The organism is Blastococcus sp. SYSU DS0552 (assembly GCF_054050815.1).
In genome coordinates, this window is the sequence record NZ_JBJHAB010000001.1 from 357540 (window position 1) to 380126 (window position 22587).

At 74.6% G+C, this 22587-nt stretch carries 24 protein-coding genes; 7 read left to right on the forward strand and 17 right to left on the reverse strand.

The window, feature by feature from the left end:
• Window positions 1–5: 5 nt before the first annotated feature.
• Window positions 6–683 (forward strand): response regulator transcription factor, encoded by a 678-nt coding sequence (locus tag ACI8AG_RS01735; RefSeq protein WP_456595676.1) that lies wholly within the window; start codon window positions 6–8, stop codon window positions 681–683.
• Between the two features lie 19 nt (window positions 684–702).
• On the opposite strand, the gene ACI8AG_RS01740 is transcribed toward ACI8AG_RS01735, so the two are convergent.
• Window positions 703–1131, reverse strand: coding sequence for an iron chaperone (locus ACI8AG_RS01740; protein WP_456595677.1), 429 nt, complete (start codon window positions 1129–1131; stop codon window positions 703–705).
• A 168-nt stretch (window positions 1132–1299) separates the two neighbouring features.
• Between ACI8AG_RS01740 and ACI8AG_RS01745 the strand changes: the two genes are divergently transcribed.
• A complete protein-coding gene (locus ACI8AG_RS01745) occupies window positions 1300–1494 on the forward strand; it encodes a hypothetical protein (protein ID WP_456595678.1) in 195 nt (64 codons plus the stop codon).
• 39 nt (window positions 1495–1533) lie between these two features.
• Here ACI8AG_RS01745 and ACI8AG_RS01750 read toward each other — a convergent pair whose 3' ends face one another.
• Window positions 1534–2130, reverse strand: a complete 597-nt coding sequence (locus tag ACI8AG_RS01750; protein WP_456590843.1) for an antibiotic biosynthesis monooxygenase — start codon at window positions 2128–2130, stop codon at window positions 1534–1536.
• 120 nt (window positions 2131–2250) lie between these two features.
• Between ACI8AG_RS01750 and ACI8AG_RS01755 the strand changes: the two genes are divergently transcribed.
• Window positions 2251–2955 (forward strand): M50 family metallopeptidase, encoded by a 705-nt coding sequence (locus tag ACI8AG_RS01755; protein ID WP_456595679.1) that lies wholly within the window; start codon window positions 2251–2253, stop codon window positions 2953–2955.
• Between the two features lie 161 nt (window positions 2956–3116).
• On the opposite strand, the gene ACI8AG_RS01760 is transcribed toward ACI8AG_RS01755, so the two are convergent.
• Together ACI8AG_RS01760 and ACI8AG_RS01765 are read right to left on the reverse strand one after the other, a co-directional pair.
• Window positions 3117–5477 (reverse strand): glycoside hydrolase family 65 protein, encoded by a 2361-nt coding sequence (locus ACI8AG_RS01760; protein ID WP_456595680.1) that lies wholly within the window; start codon window positions 5475–5477, stop codon window positions 3117–3119.
• Window positions 5474–6217 carry a beta-phosphoglucomutase family hydrolase gene (locus ACI8AG_RS01765; RefSeq protein ID WP_456595681.1) on the reverse strand — a complete coding sequence of 248 codons (744 nt, stop codon included), beginning with the start codon at window positions 6215–6217 and terminating at the stop codon, window positions 5474–5476. Before ACI8AG_RS01765 ends, ACI8AG_RS01760 begins: the two co-directional genes overlap by 4 nt.
• Before the next feature lie 167 nt (window positions 6218–6384).
• On the opposite strand from ACI8AG_RS01765, the gene ACI8AG_RS01770 reads away from it, so the two are divergent.
• On the forward strand, window positions 6385–6930 hold the full coding sequence (locus ACI8AG_RS01770) for a YbhB/YbcL family Raf kinase inhibitor-like protein (protein WP_456595682.1): 546 nt from the start codon (window positions 6385–6387) through the stop codon (window positions 6928–6930).
• Window positions 6931–7026: 96 nt separating this feature from the next.
• On the forward strand, window positions 7027–7956 hold the full coding sequence (locus tag ACI8AG_RS01775) for a serine hydrolase (protein ID WP_456595683.1): 930 nt from the start codon (window positions 7027–7029) through the stop codon (window positions 7954–7956).
• A gap of 9 nt (window positions 7957–7965) precedes the next feature.
• Here the strand turns inward: ACI8AG_RS01775 and ACI8AG_RS01780 are convergent, their stop codons facing one another.
• Complete coding sequence (locus ACI8AG_RS01780) at window positions 7966–8775, reverse strand: GNAT family N-acetyltransferase (protein WP_456590837.1); 810 nt, start codon at window positions 8773–8775, stop codon at window positions 7966–7968.
• Between the two features lie 113 nt (window positions 8776–8888).
• Between ACI8AG_RS01780 and coaA the strand changes: the two genes are divergently transcribed.
• Together coaA and ACI8AG_RS01790 are read left to right on the forward strand one after the other, a co-directional pair.
• Window positions 8889–9851 carry a type I pantothenate kinase gene (gene coaA / locus ACI8AG_RS01785; protein ID WP_456590836.1) on the forward strand — a complete coding sequence of 321 codons (963 nt, stop codon included), beginning with the start codon at window positions 8889–8891 and terminating at the stop codon, window positions 9849–9851.
• A gap of 203 nt (window positions 9852–10054) precedes the next feature.
• Window positions 10055–10258, forward strand: coding sequence for a DUF5999 family protein (locus ACI8AG_RS01790; protein WP_456590835.1), 204 nt, complete (start codon window positions 10055–10057; stop codon window positions 10256–10258).
• A 67-nt stretch (window positions 10259–10325) separates the two neighbouring features.
• On the opposite strand, the gene gcvP is transcribed toward ACI8AG_RS01790, so the two are convergent.
• The 12 genes from gcvP to ACI8AG_RS01850 all read right to left on the reverse strand — a co-directional run bounded on the left by gcvP (window position 10326) and on the right by ACI8AG_RS01850 (window position 22584).
• Entirely contained in the window at window positions 10326–13346 is a 3021-nt protein-coding gene (gcvP, locus tag ACI8AG_RS01795; protein WP_456590834.1) for an aminomethyl-transferring glycine dehydrogenase, read from the reverse strand.
• Window positions 13347–13462: 116 nt separating this feature from the next.
• Window positions 13463–14038, reverse strand: a complete 576-nt coding sequence (locus tag ACI8AG_RS01800) for a MerR family transcriptional regulator (RefSeq protein ID WP_456590833.1) — start codon at window positions 14036–14038, stop codon at window positions 13463–13465.
• A 249-nt stretch (window positions 14039–14287) separates the two neighbouring features.
• Window positions 14288–14779, reverse strand: coding sequence for a bifunctional nuclease family protein (locus ACI8AG_RS01805; RefSeq protein ID WP_456590832.1), 492 nt, complete (start codon window positions 14777–14779; stop codon window positions 14288–14290).
• A 116-nt stretch (window positions 14780–14895) separates the two neighbouring features.
• Window positions 14896–15630 carry a transcriptional regulator FtsR gene (gene ftsR / locus ACI8AG_RS01810; protein ID WP_456590831.1) on the reverse strand — a complete coding sequence of 245 codons (735 nt, stop codon included), beginning with the start codon at window positions 15628–15630 and terminating at the stop codon, window positions 14896–14898.
• A 76-nt stretch (window positions 15631–15706) separates the two neighbouring features.
• Window positions 15707–16222, reverse strand: a complete 516-nt coding sequence (odhI, locus tag ACI8AG_RS01815; protein WP_456590830.1) for an oxoglutarate dehydrogenase inhibitor Odhl — start codon at window positions 16220–16222, stop codon at window positions 15707–15709.
• A 259-nt stretch (window positions 16223–16481) separates the two neighbouring features.
• Window positions 16482–16886 carry a glycine cleavage system protein GcvH gene (gene gcvH, locus ACI8AG_RS01820; protein ID WP_456590829.1) on the reverse strand — a complete coding sequence of 135 codons (405 nt, stop codon included), beginning with the start codon at window positions 16884–16886 and terminating at the stop codon, window positions 16482–16484.
• Window positions 16887–16975: 89 nt separating this feature from the next.
• Window positions 16976–17752, reverse strand: a complete 777-nt coding sequence (locus ACI8AG_RS01825) for a DUF881 domain-containing protein (RefSeq protein ID WP_456590828.1) — start codon at window positions 17750–17752, stop codon at window positions 16976–16978.
• Window positions 17749–18081, reverse strand: coding sequence for a small basic family protein (locus ACI8AG_RS01830; RefSeq protein ID WP_041775731.1), 333 nt, complete (start codon window positions 18079–18081; stop codon window positions 17749–17751). The genes ACI8AG_RS01825 and ACI8AG_RS01830 overlap by 4 nt, the downstream gene beginning before the upstream one ends.
• Window positions 18082–18085: 4 nt before the next feature.
• Window positions 18086–18985: a DUF881 domain-containing protein gene (locus ACI8AG_RS01835; protein ID WP_456590827.1), complete on the reverse strand. Its 900-nt coding sequence runs from the start codon at window positions 18983–18985 to the stop codon at window positions 18086–18088.
• Window positions 18982–19650: a CDP-alcohol phosphatidyltransferase family protein gene (locus ACI8AG_RS01840; protein WP_456590826.1), complete on the reverse strand. Its 669-nt coding sequence runs from the start codon at window positions 19648–19650 to the stop codon at window positions 18982–18984. Before ACI8AG_RS01840 ends, ACI8AG_RS01835 begins: the two co-directional genes overlap by 4 nt.
• Before the next feature lie 182 nt (window positions 19651–19832).
• Complete coding sequence (locus tag ACI8AG_RS01845) at window positions 19833–21914, reverse strand: elongation factor G-like protein EF-G2 (protein ID WP_456595684.1); 2082 nt, start codon at window positions 21912–21914, stop codon at window positions 19833–19835.
• A 148-nt stretch (window positions 21915–22062) separates the two neighbouring features.
• Entirely contained in the window at window positions 22063–22584 is a 522-nt protein-coding gene (locus tag ACI8AG_RS01850) for a DUF2243 domain-containing protein (protein WP_456595685.1), read from the reverse strand.
• Window positions 22585–22587 lie beyond the last annotated feature (3 nt).

Consider the following 22587-nt stretch of genomic DNA (forward strand, 5'->3'; position numbering starts at 1 on the left):
CGGGGGTGGCCGGAGCCGCGGGGGCCGACGCCCGGGTCCTGGTCGTCGACGACGACCCGCTGGTGCGCGCCGCGCTGGCGATGGTCCTCGGCGGCGCACCGGGCCTGACGCTGGTCGGTGAGGCGGCCGACGGCGACGAGGTGCCGGCAGCGGTGACGTCGGGGGCGCCCGACGTGGTGCTCATGGACATCCGGATGCCACGCGTCGACGGGCTGGCCGCCACGGAGCAATTGCAGCTGCGCACCGACCGGCCGCAGGTGATCGTGCTGACCACCTTCGACGCCGACGACCACGTGCTGCGTGCGCTGCGGGCCGGGGCCAGCGGCTTCCTGCTCAAGGACACACCCCCGGCGGCGATCGTCGACGCCGTCCGCCGGGTCGCCGACGGTGAGCCGATGCTCTCCCCCACCGTCACGCGGCAGCTGATGGCGCACGTCGCCGCGGCGGTGGCGCCCCCCGACGTGGCCGGCGAGCGCGCCCGTGCGCTGCTGACCGCGCTGAGCGAGCGCGAGCACGAGGTCGCCCTCGCGGTCGGGCGAGGGCTCTCCAACGCCGACATCGCTGCGGAGCTCTACATGAGCGTGGCGACGGTCAAGGCGCACGTCTCCCGGCTGCTGACCAAGCTGGAGGTGGCCAACCGGGTCCAGGTCGCGCTCGTGGTGCATGACGCCGGGATGCTCTGAGCGCCGTCACCGGCGACGATCAGCCCACTGCCCGCTCGACGAGCGCGGTGATCTCCGCCTCGGCGGCCTCGTCCAGCTCCGTCAGCGCCCAGGAGGTCGCCCACATGCCGCCGTCGTCGAGCGTCGCGGTGTCGTTGAAGCCGAACACCGAGTACCGGGTGCGGTCCATCTGCCCGCTGCGGAAGAAGCCCACCACCTTCCCGCCCCGGGCGTACGCGGGCATGCCGTACCAGAGCTCGGGCGCCAGCTCCGGCGCGGCCGCGGTGACGACGGCGTGCACCCGCTCGGCGGGCGCGCGGTCGGGCGCCGGCATCTCGGCGATCTTGTCCAGCACGTCCTGCGCATCGGCGGCCGCCTTCCCTGCACCGCGACCGCGCCGTCCGGCGGTCTCCATCTCTGCCGCGCGCTCCTTGATCGCCTCGCGCTCCTCCGTGGACAGCCAGGCCATGGCCGGCTCCCTCCCCATCATCGGGGCGGGCGACCTGCCCGCCCCGATGACGCTGGTGACGACACCGCGGCCCGGGCTTCTCGATTCCTGACGGTCAGGGGCCGGGTTCTCCGGGGCCCCACCGGGGTAGGCGTCCGTGGACCGTGCACCCGACCCCTGGAGGATGCCGTGACCGAGGGACGACCCGACACCGACGAGAGGCGCGAGCCGGGTGGCACGCCTTCCTCCGGCCCGCACGACCTGACCCGGCGGCCGCTCACGCCCGGGACGGGTGACGGGGGCGGAGCGCAGGCGATCCCCGGCGCCTACGAGGCCGACGAGGCGGAGCAGGAACGCGGCAAGGCGGTCAAGCCGGGCAATTGACCTCGGCGGTCCCGGCGCCGGCGCATGCGGTGCCGGCTCCTAGCGCTCCCGCCAGCGACGGCCCTGCAGCCACCACTGCAGCCGGGCGGTGATCCAGGGCAGCAGCAGGTAGGTCATGACCGGCGTCAGCGCGAGGGTCACGGCGAGCACGCGCAGCACCACGTGGACCTCCGCCAGCGCCGCTCCCAGCGTCACGGTGGCCAGCAGGTTCACCGGGAAGAAGACCAGCCAGATGGTCACCGCCTGCTTCCACCGCGGTGGAGCAGCCGGCGCGGGTGCAGGGCGCACCTCCTCCGCGACCGGTGAGTCGAACCAGCCCTCGATGCCGGTGCGCCGTTCGGTGCGGGTGACCTCGGCCAGCCCCTGCGCGGACCGCAACCACCACTGGCGTTCCGAGGAAGCCTCCCAGGCGGCCAACGTGGCCTGGTCGGCGAACCTCACGAGCATGTGCCACTCGTCGGCGTCCCGCCGGGAGCGGACCCAGCCGCCACCGAGGAAGCCGGAGAAGCCCTCCGCCATGCTGAGACCGGCACGGATCCACGCCGTCATCTCGCGCGCGTGCGCCGGGTCGGCGCGCCGCGTGAAGGACACCGTGACCGGGAGGTCGTCCCGCGTGACGGTGCTGGTCGTCGTCATGCCACCAGCATCGCTCGCGACGCGGGCCGGCGGGAGCCCCGCAGCGGTGTGAGCCCGGCCTCGGCCGACACCCCGGCCACTCCCCCGTCACGGCCAGGTCGGTGGGGTTGACTGCCGTCCGTGGAGGTCCTCGCCCGCTTCTGGAGCCGTGTGACGGCGACGGTGCCGGACCAATCGACGACGGTGCTGCTCGCCACGGCCGCGATCGCTGCGCTGCTCGTCCTCTCCCCCGCGCTGTGGCGGCCCGCCCGCAACGTGGTGACGATCGCCCACGAGGGGGCCCACGGGCTCGTGGCGCTCGCGGCCGGGCGGCGGCTGGCCGGCATCCGGCTGCACTCGGACACCTCGGGCCTGACCGTCTCCGCGGGTCGGCCGACGGGCCTGGGCATGGTGCTCACCTGCGCGGCCGGCTACACCGGGCCGGCGCTGTTCGGGCTCGGCGCCGCGGCGCTGCTCTCCGCCGGGCACGCCATCGGACTGCTCTGGGCGCTCCTCGTGCTGCTCGCGCTCCTGCTGGTGCAGATCCGCAACTGGTTCGGGCTGTGGTCCGTGCTCGCCACCGGTGCGGTGGTCTTCGGCGCGACCTGGTGGCTGCCGCCGGCGGGTCAGGCGGGGTTCGCGGCGGTCGCCACGTGGTTCCTCCTGCTAGCCGCGCCCCGCGCCGTGCTCGAACTCCAGCGCGCCCGGCGCCGTCGAGGTGCACGGGACTCCGACGCCGACCAGCTGGCCCGGCTGACCCCGTTCCCCGCGATCGTCTGGGTGGGCGTCTTCCTGCTCGTCGATGTTGGAGCGCTCGTTCTAGGCGCGAGGTGGTTGCTCGTCTGAACCACGGCGACAGTTGATCTGTTGTTGGGGATAACGGAAGTGCGTCGCCGTCGCGCCGAGCGCGACGCCACCCGGGGCCCTGGGGGGCGCCCCGGACCGCACTCGGCTGCGGCTGCGGTGACAGAGCTCGCGAGCACCGACCCGCGGCCGGCGGGAGGGGCTCAGCCGCGGGCGCGGCGGCGTGGCTCGCAGCCCGGCGGCTGGTGCACCGGGGCGACCGCAGGGGCGGGCGGAACCTCGAGCACGACGTCGTCGTGGTCGACGCGGACCTGCCGCCCGTGGTGCCTGATGTCCAGCGGGTCCCCGTCGACCAGCCGGTAGGTGGCCCGCTCGCGTTCCACCGTGACGGTGAGCTTGCGTCCGCGGTAGACCACGCGGAACCGCAGCCGGCTGATCCGCTCCGGCAGCCGTGGCGCGAAGGACAGCTGACCGCCGTGATCACGCAGTCCGCCGAACCCGGCGACGGCGACGGTCCACCCTCCGGCCAGCGAGGCGATGTGCAGCCCGTGGCCGGAGTTGTGGTGCAGGTTCTGGATGTCGGTGAGCGCCGCCTCGGCCCAGTACTGGTGGGCGAGGTCGAGGTGGCCGGTCTCGGCGGCGACGACGGCCTGCTGGGTGGCCGACAACGACGAGTCGCGGGTGGTGCGCGCTTCGTAGTAGGCGAAGTCGGCGATCTTCTCCTCGAGGGTGAACGCGTCCCCCCGCAGGTGCAGGGCCATCACCAGGTCGGCCTGCTTGACCACCTGCTTCCGGTACAGCTCGAAGTAGGGGTAGTGCAGCAGCAGCGGGTAGTGCTCCCGCGGCGTCGCCTCGAAGTTCCACTCCTCGTGGTGGGTGAACCCGTCGGACTGCATGTGGACGCCGCGCTGGGTGTCGTAGGGCACCGCCATCAACGACGCCGCCCGCAGCCACTCCGCCACCTCGTCCTCCGTCACCGAGAGCCGGCCGGCCACCGCCGACTGACGGCGCACCGCGGCGGCGGCCTCACGCAGGTTCCGCTGCGCCATGAGGTTCGTGTAGACGTTGTTGTCCACGACGGCGGTGTACTCGTCGGGCCCGGTCACCCCGTCGATCCGGAAACCGTGCTCGGGGTCGAAGTGCCCCAGCGACGCCCAGAGCCGGGCGGTCTCGACGAGCAGCTCCGTGCCGTAGTCCCGGTCGAAGGCGTCGTCGAGGGTGGCGTCGTAGTAGCGGACGACGGCGTCGGCGATGTCGGCGTTGATGTGGAAGGCGGCGGTGCCGGCCGGCCAGTAGCCCGACGTCTCCTCGCCCCTGATCGTCCGCCACGGGAACGCGGCACCGCGCAGACCGAGCACCCGGGCCCGCTCCCGGGCGAGGCCCAGCGTGGTGTGCCGCCAGATGAGCGCGTCCCGGGCCGCGTGCGGCGCGGTGTAGGTGAGCACCGGCAGGACGTAGGTCTCGGTGTCCCAGAACGTGTGCCCGTCGTAGCCCGGACCGGTCAGCCCCTTGGCCGGGATGGCCTGCCGCTCGCCGCGCAGCCCGGCCTGCAGGACGTGGAACATGCCCACCCGCACGGCCTGCTGCAGCTCGTCGTCCCCCTCGATCTCGACATCGGCCTCGTCCCAGTGCTGGGCCAGCAGTTCGCGCTGTTCCCGCAGCAGGCGCTCGAAGCCGGCCAGCTTCGCCGTCGCGAGCGCGGCCTCCACCTGGTCGCGCAGCGCTGCGCTGGAGCGGCGCGACGACCAGCCGTAGGCGAGGAACTTGACCAGCTTCAGCGACCCGCTGGGCGGGATGCGGGCGGCCAGGGTGTAGCGGGCGAGGTCCCCGGCGGCCTCGATGTCCTCGGTGCAGCTGTCGGGGACCTCGATGACGTGGTCCATGCCGGCGGCCATGCGCAGCCGGCTGCGGCGGGTGCGGTGCACGAGCACGGCGCGGCGGCCGCGACCGGCGGCGAGCTCGCATTCCAGCGGGTGGGCGAGGGCGGCGGCGGCGCGCGGATCGCCGTCGCCGTCGGGGGCGCCGTCATCGTTGGCCAGCAGGTCGGACTGCAGGGCGACGTAGAGGTCCCCGAGGTCGTCGGTGACCTCCACCTGGTACTCGATCGCGGCGATCGAGCGCCGGGCCAGGGAGACCAGGCGGGTGCTGGTGACGCGCACGGTCCGGCCGCTGGGCGAACGCCACTCGGTCGACCGCCGGAGCACCCCGGCGCGCAGGTCGAGGGTGCGTCGGTGGTCGATGACCTCGCCGTAGGTCAGGTCCAGTGGCGAGTCCCTCACCAGGAGCCGGATCAGCTTGCCGTCGGTCACGTTAACCACGGTCTGCCCCATCTCCGGGAAGCCGTAGCCGGCCTCGGCGTAGGGCAGCGGCCGCTCCTCGAAGAAGCCGTTGAGGTAGGTGCCCGGGACGACGACCGGCTCCCCCTCCTCCAGCGAACCGCGCATCCCGAGGTGACCGTTCGCCAGGGCGAACACCGACTCGTGCACGCCCAGGCTGTCGCGGTCCAGCCCGACCTCGGTGAGCGCCCAGGGTTCGACCGGGAAGACCGCCCGCCCCTCGGTCACGGCTTCTCCAGCAGCTCGACGAGGTCGGCCACGACCACGTCGGCGCCGGCGTCCCGGAGACCGTCGGCGTGCCCGACCCGGTCGACACCGACGACGTAGGCGAACCCGCCCGCCCGGCCGGCGGCCACCCCCGCCAGGGCGTCCTCGAAGACGACGGCCTCCTGCGGCGGCACGCCCAGGGCGTGGGCGCCGGCGAGGAAGGTGTCCGGGGCGGGCTTGCCCGCCAGCCCCCGCTCCCGAGCGACGACGCCGTCGATGCGGGCGTCGATCAGGTCGGCGAACCCGCCGGCGGCCACCACCTGCTCGCCGTTGGCCGAGGCGGTGACCACCGCGGTGGCCAGGCCCGCCTCCTTCACCGCGCGCAGGTACCGCACCGATCCCTCGTAGACCTCGACACCGTGCTCGGCCAGCTCCGCCAGGACCAGCTCGTTCTTGCGCCCGGCCACCCCCTGCACGGTCGCCGCGTCCAGGGGGTCTCCCCGCTCGCCCTCCGGCAGCACGATGCCGCGGCTGGCGAGGAAGTCGCGGACCCCGTCGGCCCGGGGCTTTCCGTCGACGTACCGGTTGTACTCGTCCTGCGTGAACTCCGGGGCCGCGGGGTCGCGCGACCGCAGGAAGTCGTCGAAGGTCCGCTTCCAGGCCGCCATGTGCACCGTCGCGGTCCGGGTGAGGACCCCGTCGAGGTCGAACAGGCAGGCCCGGACGCCGTTCGGGAGGCCGACCGATCGGGAGGTGAACACGCCGGCGACGCTACCGGCGACCGGGGACGCGCACGTGTCGGGACGGCGACGGCTGCGTGCCGGGACCGGTCCGACGGGCGCCGTGAGGCGTCGCTGCCTAGGGTCCGACGGGGGACGCTCCGGCGGACCCGCCAGCCGTCGTACCGCTACCGAGGGAGAGGACCACCATGGCCGACCGGCCCACCCCGCCCAACCCCTACGACTTCCTGCCGCGGGTACCGGGCTTCACCGTGACCAGCAGCGACGTGTCCGACGGGCAGACGATGCCGATGCCCCACGTCAGCGGAGTCATGGGTGCCGGCGGCGAGGACCGCTCCCCGCAGCTGTCGTGGTCGGGCTTTCCCGACGGCACCCGCAGCTTCGCCGTCACGGTCTTCGACCCCGACGCCCCGACGGCCAGCGGCTTCTGGCACTGGGCGGTGGCGAACATCCCGGCGTCGGTGACCGAGCTGCCCTCGGGCGCCGGTGACAAGGACGCCCCGCAGCTCCCCGACGGCGCGGTGCAGCTGCGCAACGACGGCGGCTTCGCCGGCTACGTGGGTGCGGCTCCCCCGGCCGGGCACGGGCCGCACCGCTACTTCGTGGTGGTGCACGCCGTCGACACCGACCGGCTCGACGTCGACGCGAGCACCACGCCGGCGGTACTCGGGTTCAACCTCTTCTTCCACACGCTGGCGCGGGCCACCCTGGTCGTCACCTACGAGCAGGACTGACCGGTCCGCAGCCGGGCACCTCCGCGCTGCGACGACCCACCGACCAGATGTGATCCAACGTTGAACCGATCCGCGCACGGTGGGTACCGCGCGGGCATGGCGACGACGTCCTGCGGCCCCCCGGGCGCGACCGGCCCGGCGCGCGAGCCCCACCGGCACCGCGCCGGGCGGCTGGTCACCTCGCTCCCGGCGCTGCTGGTCGCCGTGCTCGTGGCCGCCGTGCTCGCCCCGGCCCCCGCCGGGGCTCGGGGTCCGTCACCGGAGGAGGTCGTCTCCGCCGTGGTGGACGCCTACGAGGTGGCCGGGACGCTCGCCGTGGCGGTGGCCCGGCAACCGGAGCTACCGGGCGACCACTCCCCCCGGTCGGCCGAGGCGGCCGCGGCGCGGATGGCCGCCTACCGCGCGGACAACGGGGAGGCGGCGCAGCGCCCGATCCCCGGGGCGTCGATGGTGAAGCTCTTCATGGCCGCGGACATCCTGCACCGCGCACGGGCGGGTCGCCTCGCGCTGGACCGCGAGGACTTCGCCCTGCTGCAGGCCATGATCCGGCGGTCCGACGATCCCGCCGCCTCGCAGCTGTGGGTGCGGTACGGCGGGCCACGGATGGTGGTCGACGTCGCCGAGCGGTACGGGCTCTCGAGCACCCGTCCGCCGGCCGAGGCCGGGCAGTGGGGCCGGACGCTGACCAGCGCCCGGGACCTGGCCCGGTTCCTGTCGCTGCTGCCCGCGCTCGCACACCCCGCGGACGCGTCGGCGCTGTTGGCGTGGATGCGGCTGGCGACACCCACGGCGGCCGACGGCTTCGACCAGGAGTTCGGCGTCTTTGGGGCCGTTCCCGGGCGCCCCGCGGTCAAGCAGGGCTGGATGTGCTGCGTCGACGGCAACCGCCACCTGCACTCGGTCGGGGTGATCGGGCGCAGGGTGGTGGTCCTGCTCAGCGAGGTCTCGGCGTCGGTGGGCTACGACGAGGCCCGCGCCGCCCTGGACGCCGCGGCGGCCGAGCTGCCCTCGGCCCGGGACTCCTGACCTCCGGGCTCAGTCCTGCGGGAGCTCGGCCACGGCCGTGGTCGCGACGCGGGCGAACCCGATGCGCTCGTACACCCGCGCCACGTCGTCGTCACCGGCAGCCAGGAAGACCAGGTCGGCGGTCTCCCGGGCGTGCGCGGCCAGCGCCGAGGCGACGCCGGCGCCCAGCCCGCGGCCGCGCAGCCGCGGCAGCGTCGCGACCCCGACGATCTCGCTGACCTCGGTGCCGTCGACGTCGACGGGCTGGTGGGAGCCGACCGCGACCGGCTGGCCGTGCTCGATGGCGACCATCATCACCGTCCGGCCGTCGGCGATCCGCTCGCGCAGGACGGCGGTCCGCCGCTGCGCCTCCGCCGACGACTCCAGTGGGACCTCGTGCACGTCGGCGGCGCCGCCGGGGTGGGCGAACGCCAGCGCGGCGACGTGCTGGTAGTGCGGCAGCTCCGGGTCGTCGGCGCCGACCAGGAAGAGCCGGACCCCGGCCGGGAGGACGACGTCGACGGGGTCGGCGGCCACGAGCAGCGGAAGCTCCTCGACGGTCATCCCGACGGCTCGGACGGCGACCCCCACCTCTGGCGAGCACTCCAGGATCCACTCCAGCGCCGCCGGCACCCCCGCGGCCTGCTGCAGCGCGATCGCGGCGCGCACGTCCTCGGCGGTCACCTCGTCGCCGCCGCGGCGCGGGCGGGCCGGATAGGGCCAGGCGGGATCGGCGAGCGGGACGTCCAGCGCCCCGGCGGCCTCGATCCGCGCGTCCGGCTGGGGCGCGGCGGCGAAGTAGCGCTCGATGCACTCGAGCGTTCCCGGACGGGTCGGCACGCCAGAACACTAGACCCGCCCCGGCCCGGCGGGCCCCCGCCCACCCGCCGGCCGCTGCCGGCCACCCGCCCGGGTGACCCCGCGCGCACGCCGCCGCCGGGGTGGACGGCACGATGGGGCGCGTGACGGCTGGCACTCGAGGCTCCATCTCGCCCTATGCGGCGTTCGACCGCGACTCGTGGCGAGCGCTCGCGGCGGGCACGAGCCTGCCGTTGGACGCGGCGGAGCTGGAGGACCTGGCCTCGCTGGGTGACCGCATCGACCTGGACGAGGTGGCCACCGTCTACCTGCCGCTGGCCCGGCTGCTGAGCCTGCACGTGACGGCCAGCCGTCGGCTGTGGGCCGCGCAGAGCGAGTTCCTGGGCGACACCACCGCCAAGGTGCCGTTCGTCATCGCCGTCGCCGGCAGCGTCGCCGTCGGCAAGAGCACCACGGCCCGGCTGCTGCAGACGCTGCTCGCGGCCACGCCGGGCGCCCCCCGGGTCGACCTGGTGACGACCGACGGATTCCTCCTCCCCAACGCCGTCCTGGAGGAGCGCGGCCTGCTCGGCCGGAAGGGGTTCCCGGAGAGCTACGACCGCCGGGCACTGCTGCGTTTCCTGGCCGACGTGAAGTCCGGCCGCGAGGAGGTGTTCGCGCCGGTGTACGACCACCAGTCCTACGACATCGTGCCCGGACGGGTGCAGGCGGTCGACCGACCGGACATCCTCGTGCTCGAGGGGCTCAACGTGCTGCAGGCCGGACGCCGCACGGACGGTTCCGCGCCCGACATCTTCCTCTCGGACTTCTTCGACTTCTCCGTCTACGTCGACGCCGCCGAGGCCGACATCCAGCGCTGGTACGTCGAGCGGTTCCTGGCGTTGCGCCGGACGGCGTTCCAGGACGCCACGGCCTACTTCCACCGCTTCGCGGCGCTGACCGACGACCAGGCGCGGGAGACGGCGCTGGGCATCTGGTCGGCGGTGAACGGGCCGAACCTGCGGGACAACATCGCACCCACCCGGTCCCGCGCCCGCCTGGTGCTGCAGAAGTCCGCCGACCACTCGGTCCGCAGGGTCCTGCTGCGCAAGCTCTGACCTCGCGACACGCCGCCGGCACCGGCGCACCCACCCGAGCCCGGCAACCGCCAGGGCAGGACCTGACGACCCCGACGAGTGAGACTGTGACCCGCCTCACGTGACCTGGGGGCACCGACGTGCCGACACTGTTGATGTCCGGTGATCGGACAAGTACAGCCAGTGACTGCCGGTGTTCCCCGGCGAAACGGATGTGAGCTCCCATGTGCACCCACCGCACCCCGTGCCCCGAGCCCGCCAGCGAGGCCCGCGACCTCGCCGCCGTGGTGCGCAGCCGCCCCGAGCAGGGGTGGCGGCTGCTCTGCAACGGCGTCGTCCTGTTCGACGACGACGGTGAGCTGCTGCCCGACGGCCAGGCCGTTCCCGACCACCACGTCTGGCTGGCGCCGGAGCCCGTCGGCGCGTAGCCGCCGCCCGCCTCGCGCCCCGCGCGTCGCCCGAGCCCCCCGCCGATCCGGCGGGGGGCTCGGGGCCTCAGCGGGCGGCGCCCACGACGTCGGCGGTGGTTCCCAGGTCGTCGGGCGCCCCCTGGGCCCGGTCGGGCACTGCGCCGGGCACCTCCTGCGGCTCCGGCTCGGCGAACGCCTCCGGCGGCGGGCAGGAGCAGACCAGGTTCCGGTCACCGTAGGCCTGGTCGATGCGGCGCACGGGGCTGAGGTAGCCGCGACCCCGCAGCGCCGGCACGGGGAACACCGCCTCGCTGCGCGGGTAGGGCCGGCCCCACTCCCCCGCCACCATCGACAAGGTGTGCGGGGCGTTGCGCAGCGGGTTGTCCTCCCGGTCGTACTCGCCGGTGGCCACCTTCTCGATCTCCCCGCGGATGTGCACCATCGCGTCGACGAACCGGTCCAGCTCGGCCTTGTCCTCGCTCTCGGTCGGCTCCACCATGAGCGTCCCGGCGACCGGGAAGCTCATCGTCGGGGCGTGGAAGCCGAAGTCGATGAGCCGCTTGGCGATGTCGTCGTTGGTGACGCCGGAGGCCTTCGTCAGCGGGCGGATGTCGAGGATGCACTCGTGGGCCACGAGCCCGTTCGTCCCGGTGTAGAGCACCGGGTAGTGCTCGCGCAGCCGGGTGGCCACGTAGTTGGCCGCGAGGATCGCGTGCTGGGTGGCCCGGGTCAGGCCGTCGGGTCCCATCAACCGCATGTAGGCCCAGGAGATCGGCAGGATGTCCGCCGAGCCCCAGGGGGCGGCGGAGACGACCGGACCGGAGGTGCCGGTGTCCACGACCGGATGCCCAGGCAGGAACGGCACCAGGTGCTCGCGCACGGCGACCGGGCCGACGCCGGGGCCGCCGCCGCCGTGCGGGATGCAGAAGGTCTTGTGCAGGTTCAGGTGGCTGACGTCGGAGCCGAACCGGCCGGGCCGCGCGAGCCCCACCATGGCGTTGAGGTTGGCCCCGTCGACGTAGACCTGCCCGCCGGCGTCGTGCACGGCGGCGCAGATCTCCTGGATGTCGGTCTCGAAGACGCCGTGGGTCGACGGGTAGGTGATCATGATCGCGGCCAGCCTGTCGGCGTGCTGGTCGACCTTGGCGCGCAGGTCGGCGAGGTCGACGTTGCCCGCCTCGTCGCAGGCCACCACGACCACCCGCATGCCCGCCATCACCGCGCTCGCGGCGTTCGTGCCGTGCGCCGAGCTGGGGATCAGGCAGACGTCGCGCAGCTCCTCGCCCCGGCTGCGGTGGTAGCCGCGGATGGCCAGCAGCCCGGCGAACTCCCCCTGCGACCCGGCGTTGGGCTGCACGCTCACCGCGGCGTAGCCGGTGACCTCGGCCAGGCCGGCGCACAGCTCCTCGATCAGCCGGGCGTAGCCGCGGGCCTGGTCGGCGGGCGCGAACGGGTGCAGGTTCGCGAACTCCGGCCAGGTGATCGCGGCCATCTCGGTGGCCGCGTTGAGCTTCATCGTGCACGAGCCCAGCGGGATCATCGTGCGGTCCAGCGCCAGGTCCTTGTCGCTCAGCGAGCGCAGGTAGCGCAGCATCGCGGTCTCCGAGCGGTGCGCGGCGAAGACCGGGTGGGTGAGGAAGGGCGTCCGGCGACGCAGCTCCGGCGGCAGCGCATCGGCCCCGTCGTCGGCCAGGGCCGCGTCGTCCGCGGCCACGCCGAACGCCGCGGCGACGTCCCGGAGGACCGCCGGCGTCGTCGTCTCGTCACAGGCGACGGCGACGGTGTCGGCGTCGACCTGGCGCAGGTTGATCCGGCGCTGCGCGGCGGCGGCGACCACCTCCGCCGCCCGTCCGGGCACGGAGACGCAGACGGTGTCGAAGAAGCGCTCGTGCACCAGCCGCAGGCCGCCGGCGGTCAGCCAGCCGGCCAGCGCGGTCGCACTGCGGTGCACCCGCGCCGCGATCGCCGTCAGGCCCTCGGGGCCGTGGTAGACGGCGTACGCGCCGGCCATCACGGCCAGCAGCACCTGGGCGGTGCAGATGTTGCTGGTGGCCTTCTCCCGGCGGATGTGCTGCTCGCGGGTCTGCAGGGCCAGGCGGTAGGCGACGTCGCCGTCGGCGTCCACGGAGACGCCCACCAGTCGGCCGGGCAGCTGCCGCGCCAGGCCTTCGCGTACGGAGAGGTAGCCGGCGTGCGGCCCGCCGAAGCCCATGGGGACGCCGAAGCGCTGGGTCGTGCCGCAGGCGACGTCGGCGCCCCACTCCCCCGGCGCCTCCAGCAGCGTGAGCGCGAGCAGGTCCGCGGCGACGACGACCGAGGCCCCCGCCTCGTGCGCGGCCGCGGCGAGCGCCCGGTGGTCGCGGACCGCGCCGCTGGCACCCGGGTAGGACAGCAGCACGCCGAACGCCCCCGCCTCGGGGAGGTCCGTGGGCCAGCCGTCCGACAGGTCGGCGACGTGCAGGCGGATGCCGAGCGGCTCGGCGCGGGTCTGCAGCACGCCGAGGGTCTGCGGCAGCGTGTCGGCGTCGACGACGAAGACCGCGTCCGCCGTGGCGCGGCCGGCGCGCCGCACCAGCGTCATCGCCTCGGCGGCGGCCGTCGCCTCGTCCAGCATCGAGGCACCGGCGACCGGCAGGCCGGTCAGGTCGGCGACGGTGGTCTGGAAGTTGATCAGGGCCTCGAGCCGCCCCTGGCTGATCTCGGGCTGGTACGGCGTGTAGGCGGTGTACCAGGCCGGGTTCTCCAGCACCGTCCGCTGGATCACCGGCGGGGTGACGGTGCCGGAGTAACCGAGGCCGATCATCGAGGTGAAGACCTCGTTGGCCGCGGCGCGCTCGCGCAGCAGCCCGAGGACGGCGGCCTCACTCTCCGCGGGCGGCAGGTCGAGCGGCGCCCGGTCGCGCACGCCCTCGGGGATGCAGGCGTCGACCAGCGACTCCAGCGACGGGTGCCCGACGACCTCGAGCATCGCCGCGGTGTCGCCGGGGCGTGGCCCGATGTGGCGGCCGGTGAAGGAGCCGGCGGGGTCGAGGGCGTTCAGCGAGGGCAGCGGCCCGGCGAACGGTGCGGAGGTCTTCCCGGTGGACGCGGCGGCGCGGTCGGTCACTGCTCGGACGGTACCAGCGGGCCGTCCCCGCGATCGGGTGCGCGCCGGACCCGAGCGGGCGACCCGGGCAGCAGAGAGCCCCGCCCACGACCGCGGACGGGGCTCGTCGCGTTGAACTACGCCGTCGCGGCGCGGCGCCGGCGGCGCATGGAGAGCTCGTCGTCGGACGGGACGACCTGGCCACCGTCGATCCGCTCGGCCGGCAGCTCCGCCAGCTCACCGGAGAGCTCCCGCAGCGCGCCGGAGACCGCGATCCCGAAGACGCCCTGACCGCCGGCCAGCAGGTCGACGACCTCCTCCGCGGAGGTGCACTCGTACACCGTCGCCCCGTCGGAGAAGAGCGTGACGTTCGCCAGCTCCTTCACCCCGCGCTGGCGCAGGTGGTCGACGGCCTTGCGGATGTTCTGCAGCGAGACGCCGGTGTCCAGCAGCCGCTTGACGACCTTGAGCACCAGGATGTCGCGGAAGGAGTACAGCCGCTGGGTACCCGACCCGGTGGCGCTGCGGACCGACGGGGACACCAGGCCGGTACGCGCCCAGTAGTCCAGCTGGCGGTAGGTGATGCCGGCAGCGGCGCAGGCGGTCGGACCGCGGTAACCGACCAGGTCGGTGTCGACCTGGTCGTACTGCGGCGCCCCGACGGCGGCGTCGCTGAACAGCTGACCCTGCGAGCCGTTGCCCTGGTCGCTCACGTCCAGCGTCCTCCTCTGTCCCGCCACCGGAGCGGCAGGTCGACGGCTTCACACCCCCGGACCTCAGGTGTCACACCGTTGTTGTTCGCTGACGGTAAGCCGGGCCCGGAGGCCGGTCAACTGAGCGGGGCGGCGTGTCGTCACACCAGCACCATTTCGGGTGATGGTCGGGCACGGGCCTGCCGATAGGACCTGGAGGCCCACCTGACGCCCGCCCGGGCGCATGCGCTCCGGGCCGGCGTCGACCGGCTAGGCCGACCCGCCGCCGGAGCCCGAGCCGGCACCGAAGTCCTCCGGCGAGATCTGGTCGAGGAACTCGCGGAACTTCTCGACCTCGTCCTCCTGCTCGTCGGGGATCTCGATGCCCACCTCGTCCAGCAGGTCCTCGGCCCCGAAGATCGGCGCCCCGGTGCGGACGGCGAGCGCCACGGCGTCCGAGGGGCGGGCGCTGACCACCCGGTCGTCACCGAAGACCAGCTCGGCGATGTAGATGCCGTCGCGCATCTCGGTGATGTTGACCGCCTCCAGCTCCGCGCCGAGGGTGCGCACCACCTCCCGGAGCAGGTCGTGCGTCATGGGCCGGGCGGGACGCACGCCCTGCTGCTCGAACGCGATCGCCGCCGCCTCGACGGCGCCGATCCAGATCGGCAGGTAGCGCTCGCCCTGCGTCTCCTTCAGCAGCAGGATCGGCTGGTTGCCGGGCAGTTCGACGCGGACACCGACGACTCGAAGCTCCTGCACGGTGGCTGCTCCCTCGGCTGCGGCCCGCGGTCGGGCGGGCGGATCGGACAGGCGGCCGGCGACTGCCGGGACATCGGTCGGGCGCGGACGGCGACGGTGTCCACGGTACGCCGCCCTCAGGGGCGCAGGAGGTCGCGCAGCCGCGTCTCGAGCAGGGCCGTGTGCAACTGCGCGGAGAGCGCGGCCAGCTCCTGCAGCTTCTCGGTGGCCCGTGTCCGGGCCTCCTCCGACCGCGCCCGCAGGACGGGGGCGACGAGCTGCTCGACGAGGCCGGCCTCGCGCTCCACGGCGCTGCGGTAGACCCGCAGGTGCCGCGGCTCGATGCCGTGCCGGGCCAGCCCCGCCGCCGCCCGGGCGATGGGGAGGTCCGCGGCAGGGTGCCGGCCGTCGGCGTCGGTGCTGAGCAACCCGAACTGCACGCAGTCGGCGAGCTGCTCGGGCTCCAGCCCCGCGGCCCGGGCGAACTGCTCGGCGGTCAACGGGGCCGCGGCCCCCTCCTCGGTGGAGGCGGGGGGCAGCGGCGCCGACGCGCCACCGGTGCCGGGCAGCGGCTCACCGCGGTCCAGCGCGTCCAGGTGGTCCTTGATCACCCGCAGCGGCAGGTAGTGGTCGCGCTGCGCGGTGAGCACGTACCGCAGCCGGCTCACGTCCGCCCGGGAGAACTTGCGGTACCCCGACGGCGTGCGCTGCGGGTGGACCAGGTCCTCGGACTCCAGGTAGCGGATCTTGCTGATCGTCACGTCGGGGAAGTCGTCGCGCAGCACTGCCAGCACCTCGCCGATGGTCAGGCGCGGCGCGTGCTGGTCGCCGGCGTCCCCGAGCGCACGTTCGCGCTCGGGCACGGCGGTCACGCCCCTCTCTCCCCGGGACGCCCTGTCGGTGTCCCGGTCCGCGGTCCCCACATGCGGAAGATCGCCGGTCGGCGCACTAGCGAGCGGCCGGCTCGCCCGTGCGCGGGCCGGTCAGGTACACCAGGCGGAACTTGCCGATCTGCACCTCGTCGCCACCGGCCAGGGTGGCGACGTCGACGGGCTCGCGGTTGACGTAGGTGCCGTTGAGGCTGCCGACGTCGTGCACCGAGAAGCCCCCGCCCTCGCGGTGGAACTCGACGTGCCGGCGGCTGACGGTGACGTCGTCGAGGAAGATGTCGCTGTCGGGGTGCCGACCGGCCGTGGTGACGTCCTGGTCGAGCAGGAACCGGCTCCCGGCGTTGGGGCCGCGCTTGACCACCAGCAGGGCCGAACCGGCCGGCAGCGACTCCACGGCGCCCGCGTGCGCGTCCGCAGCCTCGGTGACCTCGGGCTGCTCGCCGGACTCCTCACCGCCGACCTTCGGGATCACGCTGGTGGCCTCGCCGACGCGCTCGGGGGCCAGCGCCGCACCGCACTGCGCGCAGAAGCGACTGCCCTCGGGGTTCTCGTGGCCACATCGAGTGCAGTGCACGTTGCGTCTCCTCCGGTGCGAGGGGCCCGCCGCGGACCTGGAACTGGCCGCGGGCGGCCGGCGGACGGTGGGCCGGGCGGCCCGCCGTGGGTCGGCCGCCGCGGGGGCGGCGGACCGTGGGTCATGGAACCAGCCGGTCGGCCCGAGGGTCAACCGGAGGTGCAGGGCCGGGGGGCGGGTTCACCGCAGGTGCCCCGCTGTTCCCAGCCCCACGCGATCATAGTGATCGATGCCGGGAGTCAGCCTCCCGGCGGGCCGGTCACGAGCCGTCGACCACGGCCTGGTAGGCGTCGGCGTCGAGCAGCTGCCCGATCGGGTCGCCGCCCTCCCCCGGCACGGCGATGTCGACCAGCCAGCCCGCGCCGTACGGGTCCGCGTTGATGGTCTCCGGGGCATCGGTGAGGCGGTCGTTGACCGCCGCCACGACGCCCGCCACCGGCGCGTAGACGTCGGAGACCGACTTGGTGGACTCCACCTCGCCGATCGGGGCGCCGGGGGCCACCTCGGCCCCCACCTCGGGCAGCTGCACGAAGACGATGTCCCCCAGGGCGTCCTGGGCGTGGTCGGTGATGCCGACCCGGACGACGGTGGACGTGCCGTCGGTCCCCTGCACCAGCGCCCACTCGTGCTGGTCGGTGTAGCGGCGGTCGTCAGGCGTGGCCATGCGGGCGATCGTCTCCCGGTGAGGTGATGGAACGGCCTCGGTGCAGGGGCCCACGTCGAGCGGAGCGAGAGGTGGGGGCACCGAGGTCCTTAGTCGGTCTCGGGCGAAGCGTATTGAGGGCGGTCCAACGGCCGCAACGCGTCCACGACGAGCTCGGGCGACTGGGCGATCTCCACCCAGCCGCCACGCCGCTCGATCCGCTGCACCACCCCGCCGGGGATGTTCATGGCCGTCGCCATGCTCTGGGGATCCCCCAGGACCACGAACTCGTACGGCGAGCGCAACGACGTCCCGTCGACACGGAGGTCGCCGGTCGTCCCGGTGACGGCGCTGGACAGCCCGATGCGGACGTCGTCGACCTGCATCGTCTCCGCGCCGGCCCCGCGCAGTTCCTGGATCACGTCGAGGAGGTCGGACACCCGGACGGCCCCAGCGGGGTCGCTGACGGAGAGGGCGATGCCGGGCCCCTGCGCCGGCAGCGTGCCGCCCAGGATGCCGAGGGCCTCGGCGCGGCGGCGGGCCTCCTGCAACGCGGCCCCGGTCTGGCTGCCCGAGCCGTTGAGCTCGCGCAGCGCCGCCCGCTGCTCCGTCAGCTGGGCCCGCAACCGCTCCTCCCGGCTGTTGAGCTCGTCGAGGATGCGCACGAGGTCCTCCTCGCGCGCGCCGGCCAGCATCTGCGCCTCGTCGGCGTTGCGCACCTGGACCGCGAGCGCGAACCCGAGCAGGAGGGTCAGCACGCCGATGAGCGCCGCCGCCAGGCGATCGGGGCGCCGCCGCGCGGCCGGGTCGGGAGGCGCGCCGGCGGCGTCGGGCCCGTCCGGTCCCGCGGCAGCTCCCGGTGGGGCGGGTGGCCGGTCCGCCGTCACGCGCGGAAGACGTGCCGCCGGATGGCGGCCGCATTGCCGAAGATGCGGATGCCGAGCACCACGACGACCGCCGTGGACAGCTGCGCGCCCACCCCCAGCTGGTCGCCCAGGAAGACGATGAGCGCGGCCACCACCACGTTGGAGACGAACGAGATCACGAACACCTTGGCGTCGAAGATGCCGTCGAGCCGGGCCCGGAAGCCGCCGAACACGGCGTCGAGGGCGGCCACGACGGCGATCGGCAGGTAGGGCTGCAGCCACAGCGGGACGGTCGGGTCGAAGAGGAGGCCGAGGAGGACGCCTGCGGCGAGACCGAGGATCGGGATCACGTCGTCAGCCTCCGGGGCTGGGCTCGGTGCCGGGGACCCGGCGGGGGGTGACGGGCTCGGCGAAGCGCAGCTCCGGCGGGTTGGCGGCCGGCAGGGACAGCTCGTCCTCCTTGGCGAACTCGAACCGCAACCCCGCGGACGCGGAGAACGAGGCCAGCGCACGCACCTCGGGGTTGGCGAGGAAGGCGTTGGCCAGCGCGTCGGGGTCGCCGATGGCGCTGACCCGGTAGGGGTTGGTGACCGGGCGGAAGTCGACGAGCACCGCCTCGCCGGCGAACCGGATGGCGCTGGTGGGGCCGAGGCGCTGGCCGTTGATGCTGATCGCCTCGGCGCCGGCGGCCCAGAGCGCGTTCACCACGAGCTGCAGGTCGCCGTCGGCCACCTGCACGTTCCGGGCATCCGCGGCGCTCCCGGCGAGCGGGTCGTCGTCGGCCTCGGCCTCGGCGTTGGCCAGCGTGACGAGCAGCCCCGGCCCGGCGACGGCGACGGCGGCGGTGCCCTGCTCGGCCCGCGCGAGGGCGTCCAGCGCGCGCTGCCCCACCGCCGTGGCGGCGAGCAGCTCGTCGCTGGTCCGGCTGACCTCGGCGCGCAGCTCCTCGAGCCGCGCGGTCAGGTCGTCGCTGAGGGCCGACTCGTCCTGGATGTCGCTGACCAGCGCCTCGCGGATCTCCTGCCGTCCCTGCGCCTTGGCGGCGGCCTGGTCGTAGGTGACCGCGGCCAGCAGGCCCGCGGCGGCCATCGTGAGCGCGACCAGGACCCGCCCCCGGCCTCGCCGGGGTGCCTCTCCCCCGGCCTTGCGCGCGGCCGCGTCGGCGTAGGCAGGGTCGAGGGTCTCGGCGAGGACGTCGTCGAGCAGGGAGGCCCCCAGCGAGCGGACGCCACCGGCCGGGCGCGTGCCGGTCACGGCGAGTTCCGGGAGGCCGCCGCCCGGTCCGCGGCGAGCAATCCCACGACCTGGACGACGTAGAAGATGCCGGCCAGCAGGTAGAGCGCCGTGCCCCAGATGGTGAGCGCCCAGGCGAACGGCGCGGCGACGGTGGCCAGCGGACCGTTCCCGTCGGCGAGCAGCAGCACCGGGAAGGCGTAGAGCAGCAGGAGCGTGGCCGCCTTGCCCAGGTAGTGCACCTGCAGCGGCGGGTAACCGTGCGCCCGCAGGAGCAGCAGCATGAGGCCGAGGACGAGCTCCCGGCCCAGCAGCAGCGCCACCAGCCACACGGGCACGACCTCGCGCAGCGCCAGCGCGACCAGGGTGGAGACGATGTAGAGCCGGTCCGCGGCCGGGTCCAGCAGGGCACCCAGGCGGCTGCCCTGGTCCAGCCAGCGGGCGAGCTTGCCGTCGAGCCAGTCGGTGAAACCGGAGACCATGAGGACCACGAGGGCCCAGCCGTCCTCCTCCGGGCCCAGCAGGAGCCACAGGAACAACGGCACGCCGAGCAGCCGCAGCACCGACAGCGCGTTCGGGAGCGTCCAGATGCGGTCCGGAAGGGCCTGGCGGTCGGGCAGCGCGGCCGGCGTCGTCCGGGACGGGGGTACGGGTACGGCAGCCGACGGCCCGTTCGACGACGTCACGTTCCCTCCAGTGCCAGCACGACCGTGCCCGAGGCTAGTAGAAGGACCCCTTGCCCCCCCACCACTCGCCTGCTCGCGGCGGGTCCCTGCCGGGAGCCACCGGCCCCCTCGTCGCTCGCAGGCTCGCGGCGGGCCTCCGGACGGGCCACGGCGGGCCCGCCCACTCGCCGGGACGGCGTGGCTCAGGCCGGCACGGCGACCGCCGCGGGAGCCGGCTCGTAGCCGAGCGGGCGGCGGTCGAAGGCGCCGGTGCCGTGCGTGACCGATCGCAGCACGCCGGGGTAGCCCAGCAGCTCGGCCTCCGGCACCTCGGCGTGCACGGTGGCCCGGTCCCGGCCCGGGTCGGCCTCGGTACCCGTCACCCGCGCCCGGCGGGACGACAGGTCGCTCATCACCGCGCCCACGAACTCGGCCGGAACCCGGACGCGGATCTCGCACCAGGGCTCCAGGATCCGGGTGCCGGCCGCGTTCGCCAGCTCCCGCAGGGCCAGGGCGCCGGCGGCCTGGAAGGCGGCGTCGGAGGAGTCCACCGAGTGGGCCTTGCCGTCGACGAGGGTCACCCGGACGTCGACGAGCGGCCGGTCACCGGTCACCCCGCGCGCGGCCTGCGCGCGGATGCCCTTCTCGACGCTGGCGTGGAACTGGACGGGCACGGTGCCACCGACGATGCGCTGCTCGAAGACGATCCCGGAGCCCGGCTCCCCCGGCTCCCCCTCGACGACGACGACGGCGTACTGGCCGTGCCCGCCGGACTGCTTGACGTGCCGGCCGGTCACCCGCGCCGGGCCGCGGAGCGTCTCCACCAGGGGGACCCGCACCGGGACCGGGGTGACGGCGACGCCGTGGCGGCTGCGCAGCCGCTCCAGCAGCACCTCGGCGTGCGCGTCCCCCACGCACCAGAGCAGGAGCTGCCCGGTGTCGGGACGCCGCTCCAGCCGGACGGTGGGGTCCTCCGCGACGAGCCGGGCCAGGGCCGTGGCCAGCCGGTCCTCGTCACCGCGGGAGGCAGCCTCCACCGCCACCGGCAGCTGCGGCACCGGCAGTTCCCACGGGGGGACCAGCCGGGGTTCCTCCGGCGAGCTCAGCGTGTCGCCGGTCTCGGCCGTCGCCAGCCGGCCGACCGCGCAGACGTCGCCGGCGGGGCACGCCGCGACCGGCCGCAACGCGGAGCCCAGCGGTGCGGAGAGGACGCCGATCCGCTCGTCGGCGTCGTGGTCGGGATGCCCCCGCTCCGCGAGCCCGTGGCCGGAGACGTGCACGGCGACGTCCGGTCGCAGGGTGCCGGAGAAGACGCGGACCAGCGAGATCCGGCCGACGTAGGGGTCGGTGGTCGTGCGGACCACCTCGGCGACGAGCGGGCCGTCGGGGTCGCACTGCAGCGGCGGCGCGGGTGACCCGTCGGGCCGGGTGACCGGCGGGCACCCGTGCTCGGTCGGCGAGGGGAGGGCGGCCACGACGAGCTCGAGCAGTTCGTCGATGCCGACCCCGGTGAGCGGGGCGGCGCAGAGGACGGGGTGGAAGTGCCCGCGGGCGACGGCCGTCTCCAGGTCGGCCAGCAGGTCGGGGACGGCGAGCTCGTCGCCGGCGAGGTAGCGCTCCATGAGGGTCTCGTCCTCGCTCTCCCCGATGATCCCCTCGATCAGCTCGGCGCGGAGGCGGTCGGCGTCCTGGTCGCCGGTGCGGGCGGCGTCGAGATGCGGCTCCAGGAGCGAGACCAGGCCGCGCGCGGCGCCGTCCGGCCCGCGGTCGACCAGGTGCACCGGGTACACCCCCTCCCCCAGCATGAGCTGGCAGAGACGCACGGCCTCGGCGACGTCGGCACGCGGCCGGTCGATCTGGGTGAGCACCACGGCGCGTGGCAGGCCCACCGCGGCGCACTCCTCCCACAGCTGGACGGTGCCGGCGTCCACCCCGCTCACGGCCGAGACCACGAAGAGCGCCGAGTCGGCCGCCCGCAGCCCCGCTCGCAGCTCGCCGACGAAGTCGGGGGAACCCGGGGTGTCGAGGAGGGTGATCCGGTGGCCGTCGTGCTCGACGGCGGCCACGCCCAGGGAGACCGACCGCTGCTGGCGGATCTCCACCTCCTCGGTGTCCAGGCAGGTGGTCCCCTCCTCCACCCGCCCGGCGCGCGGGACGGCCCCGGTGGCCGCGAGCAGCGCCTCCGCCAGCGTCGTCTTGCCGGCGCCGGCCCGGCCGACGAGGGCCACGTTGCGCACCAGCGCGGGCGGGCGGGGAGCGGGAGCCGGGGGGATGTCCTTGCCCATGGACCGACCTCAGCCGTCGGAGCCGCGTGCGGGAACGGGATGTGCTGCGCGGGCTGCCACGGTGCCTCCTGGTGCTGGTGTGTCGTGCGTCACAGCCTGCCCTGGGAGGTGGGTGGCGGACAAGACCCCCGGCCGGGGGCCGGCCCCCTCAGGTCTCCCGGACGCCGGCGCGCGCGGCGAGGCGGCGCACACCGCGACGGTGCAGCAGCCACCCGCCCCCGATCAGCAGCACTCCCGACGCCAGGAACGCCAGGTCCCAGCCCAACGGGCCACCGAGGTCGTCGCGGACGTGGTGGATGCCGAGGAGCTGGTGGTTGATCAGCCCCTCGACGAGGTTGAAGATCCCCCACCCGACGAGCACGAGGCCGAAGTGGAAGCTCCAGCTCGGCGCCAGCCGGTCGCGCCGCCAGGCGACGAGGGCGGTGATCGTGCCGGCGAAGGCGAGCACCCAGGTCGCGGCGTGGAAGAGGCCGTCGGCCAGCGTGTTCACCTCCAGGGCGGCGAGCGTCGTCGGCTCGTCCACGGCGCTCACCATGTGGTGCCACTGCAGGATCTGGTGCAGCACGATCCCGTCGACGAAGCCGCCGAAGCCCAGCCCGTACAGCAGCCCGGTCGCCCGGTCGGGCATCCGCCGGGAGCGCCGGCCGGTGGTGTCGCGTGCGGTGGCCATGGC

Coding starts and splice junctions, on each gene's coding strand:
- ACI8AG_RS01740 (WP_456595677.1), bottom strand. CDS start 1,131: ATGGCCTGGCTGTCCACGGAGGAGCGCGAGGCGATCAAGGAGCGCGCG.
- ACI8AG_RS01750 (WP_456590843.1), bottom strand. CDS start 2,130: ATGACGACGACCAGCACCGTCACGCGGGACGACCTCCCGGTCACGGTG.
- ACI8AG_RS01770 (WP_456595682.1), top strand. CDS start 6,385: ATGGCCGACCGGCCCACCCCGCCCAACCCCTACGACTTCCTGCCGCGG.
- ACI8AG_RS01775 (WP_456595683.1), top strand. CDS start 7,027: ATGGCGACGACGTCCTGCGGCCCCCCGGGCGCGACCGGCCCGGCGCGC.
- coaA (WP_456590836.1), top strand. CDS start 8,889: ATGGGGCGCGTGACGGCTGGCACTCGAGGCTCCATCTCGCCCTATGCG.
- ACI8AG_RS01790 (WP_456590835.1), top strand. CDS start 10,055: ATGTGCACCCACCGCACCCCGTGCCCCGAGCCCGCCAGCGAGGCCCGC.
- gcvH (WP_456590829.1), bottom strand. CDS start 16,886: ATGGCCACGCCTGACGACCGCCGCTACACCGACCAGCACGAGTGGGCG.
- ACI8AG_RS01845 (WP_456595684.1), bottom strand. CDS start 21,914: ATGGGCAAGGACATCCCCCCGGCTCCCGCTCCCCGCCCGCCCGCGCTG.
- ACI8AG_RS01850 (WP_456595685.1), bottom strand. CDS start 22,584: ATGGCCACCGCACGCGACACCACCGGCCGGCGCTCCCGGCGGATGCCC.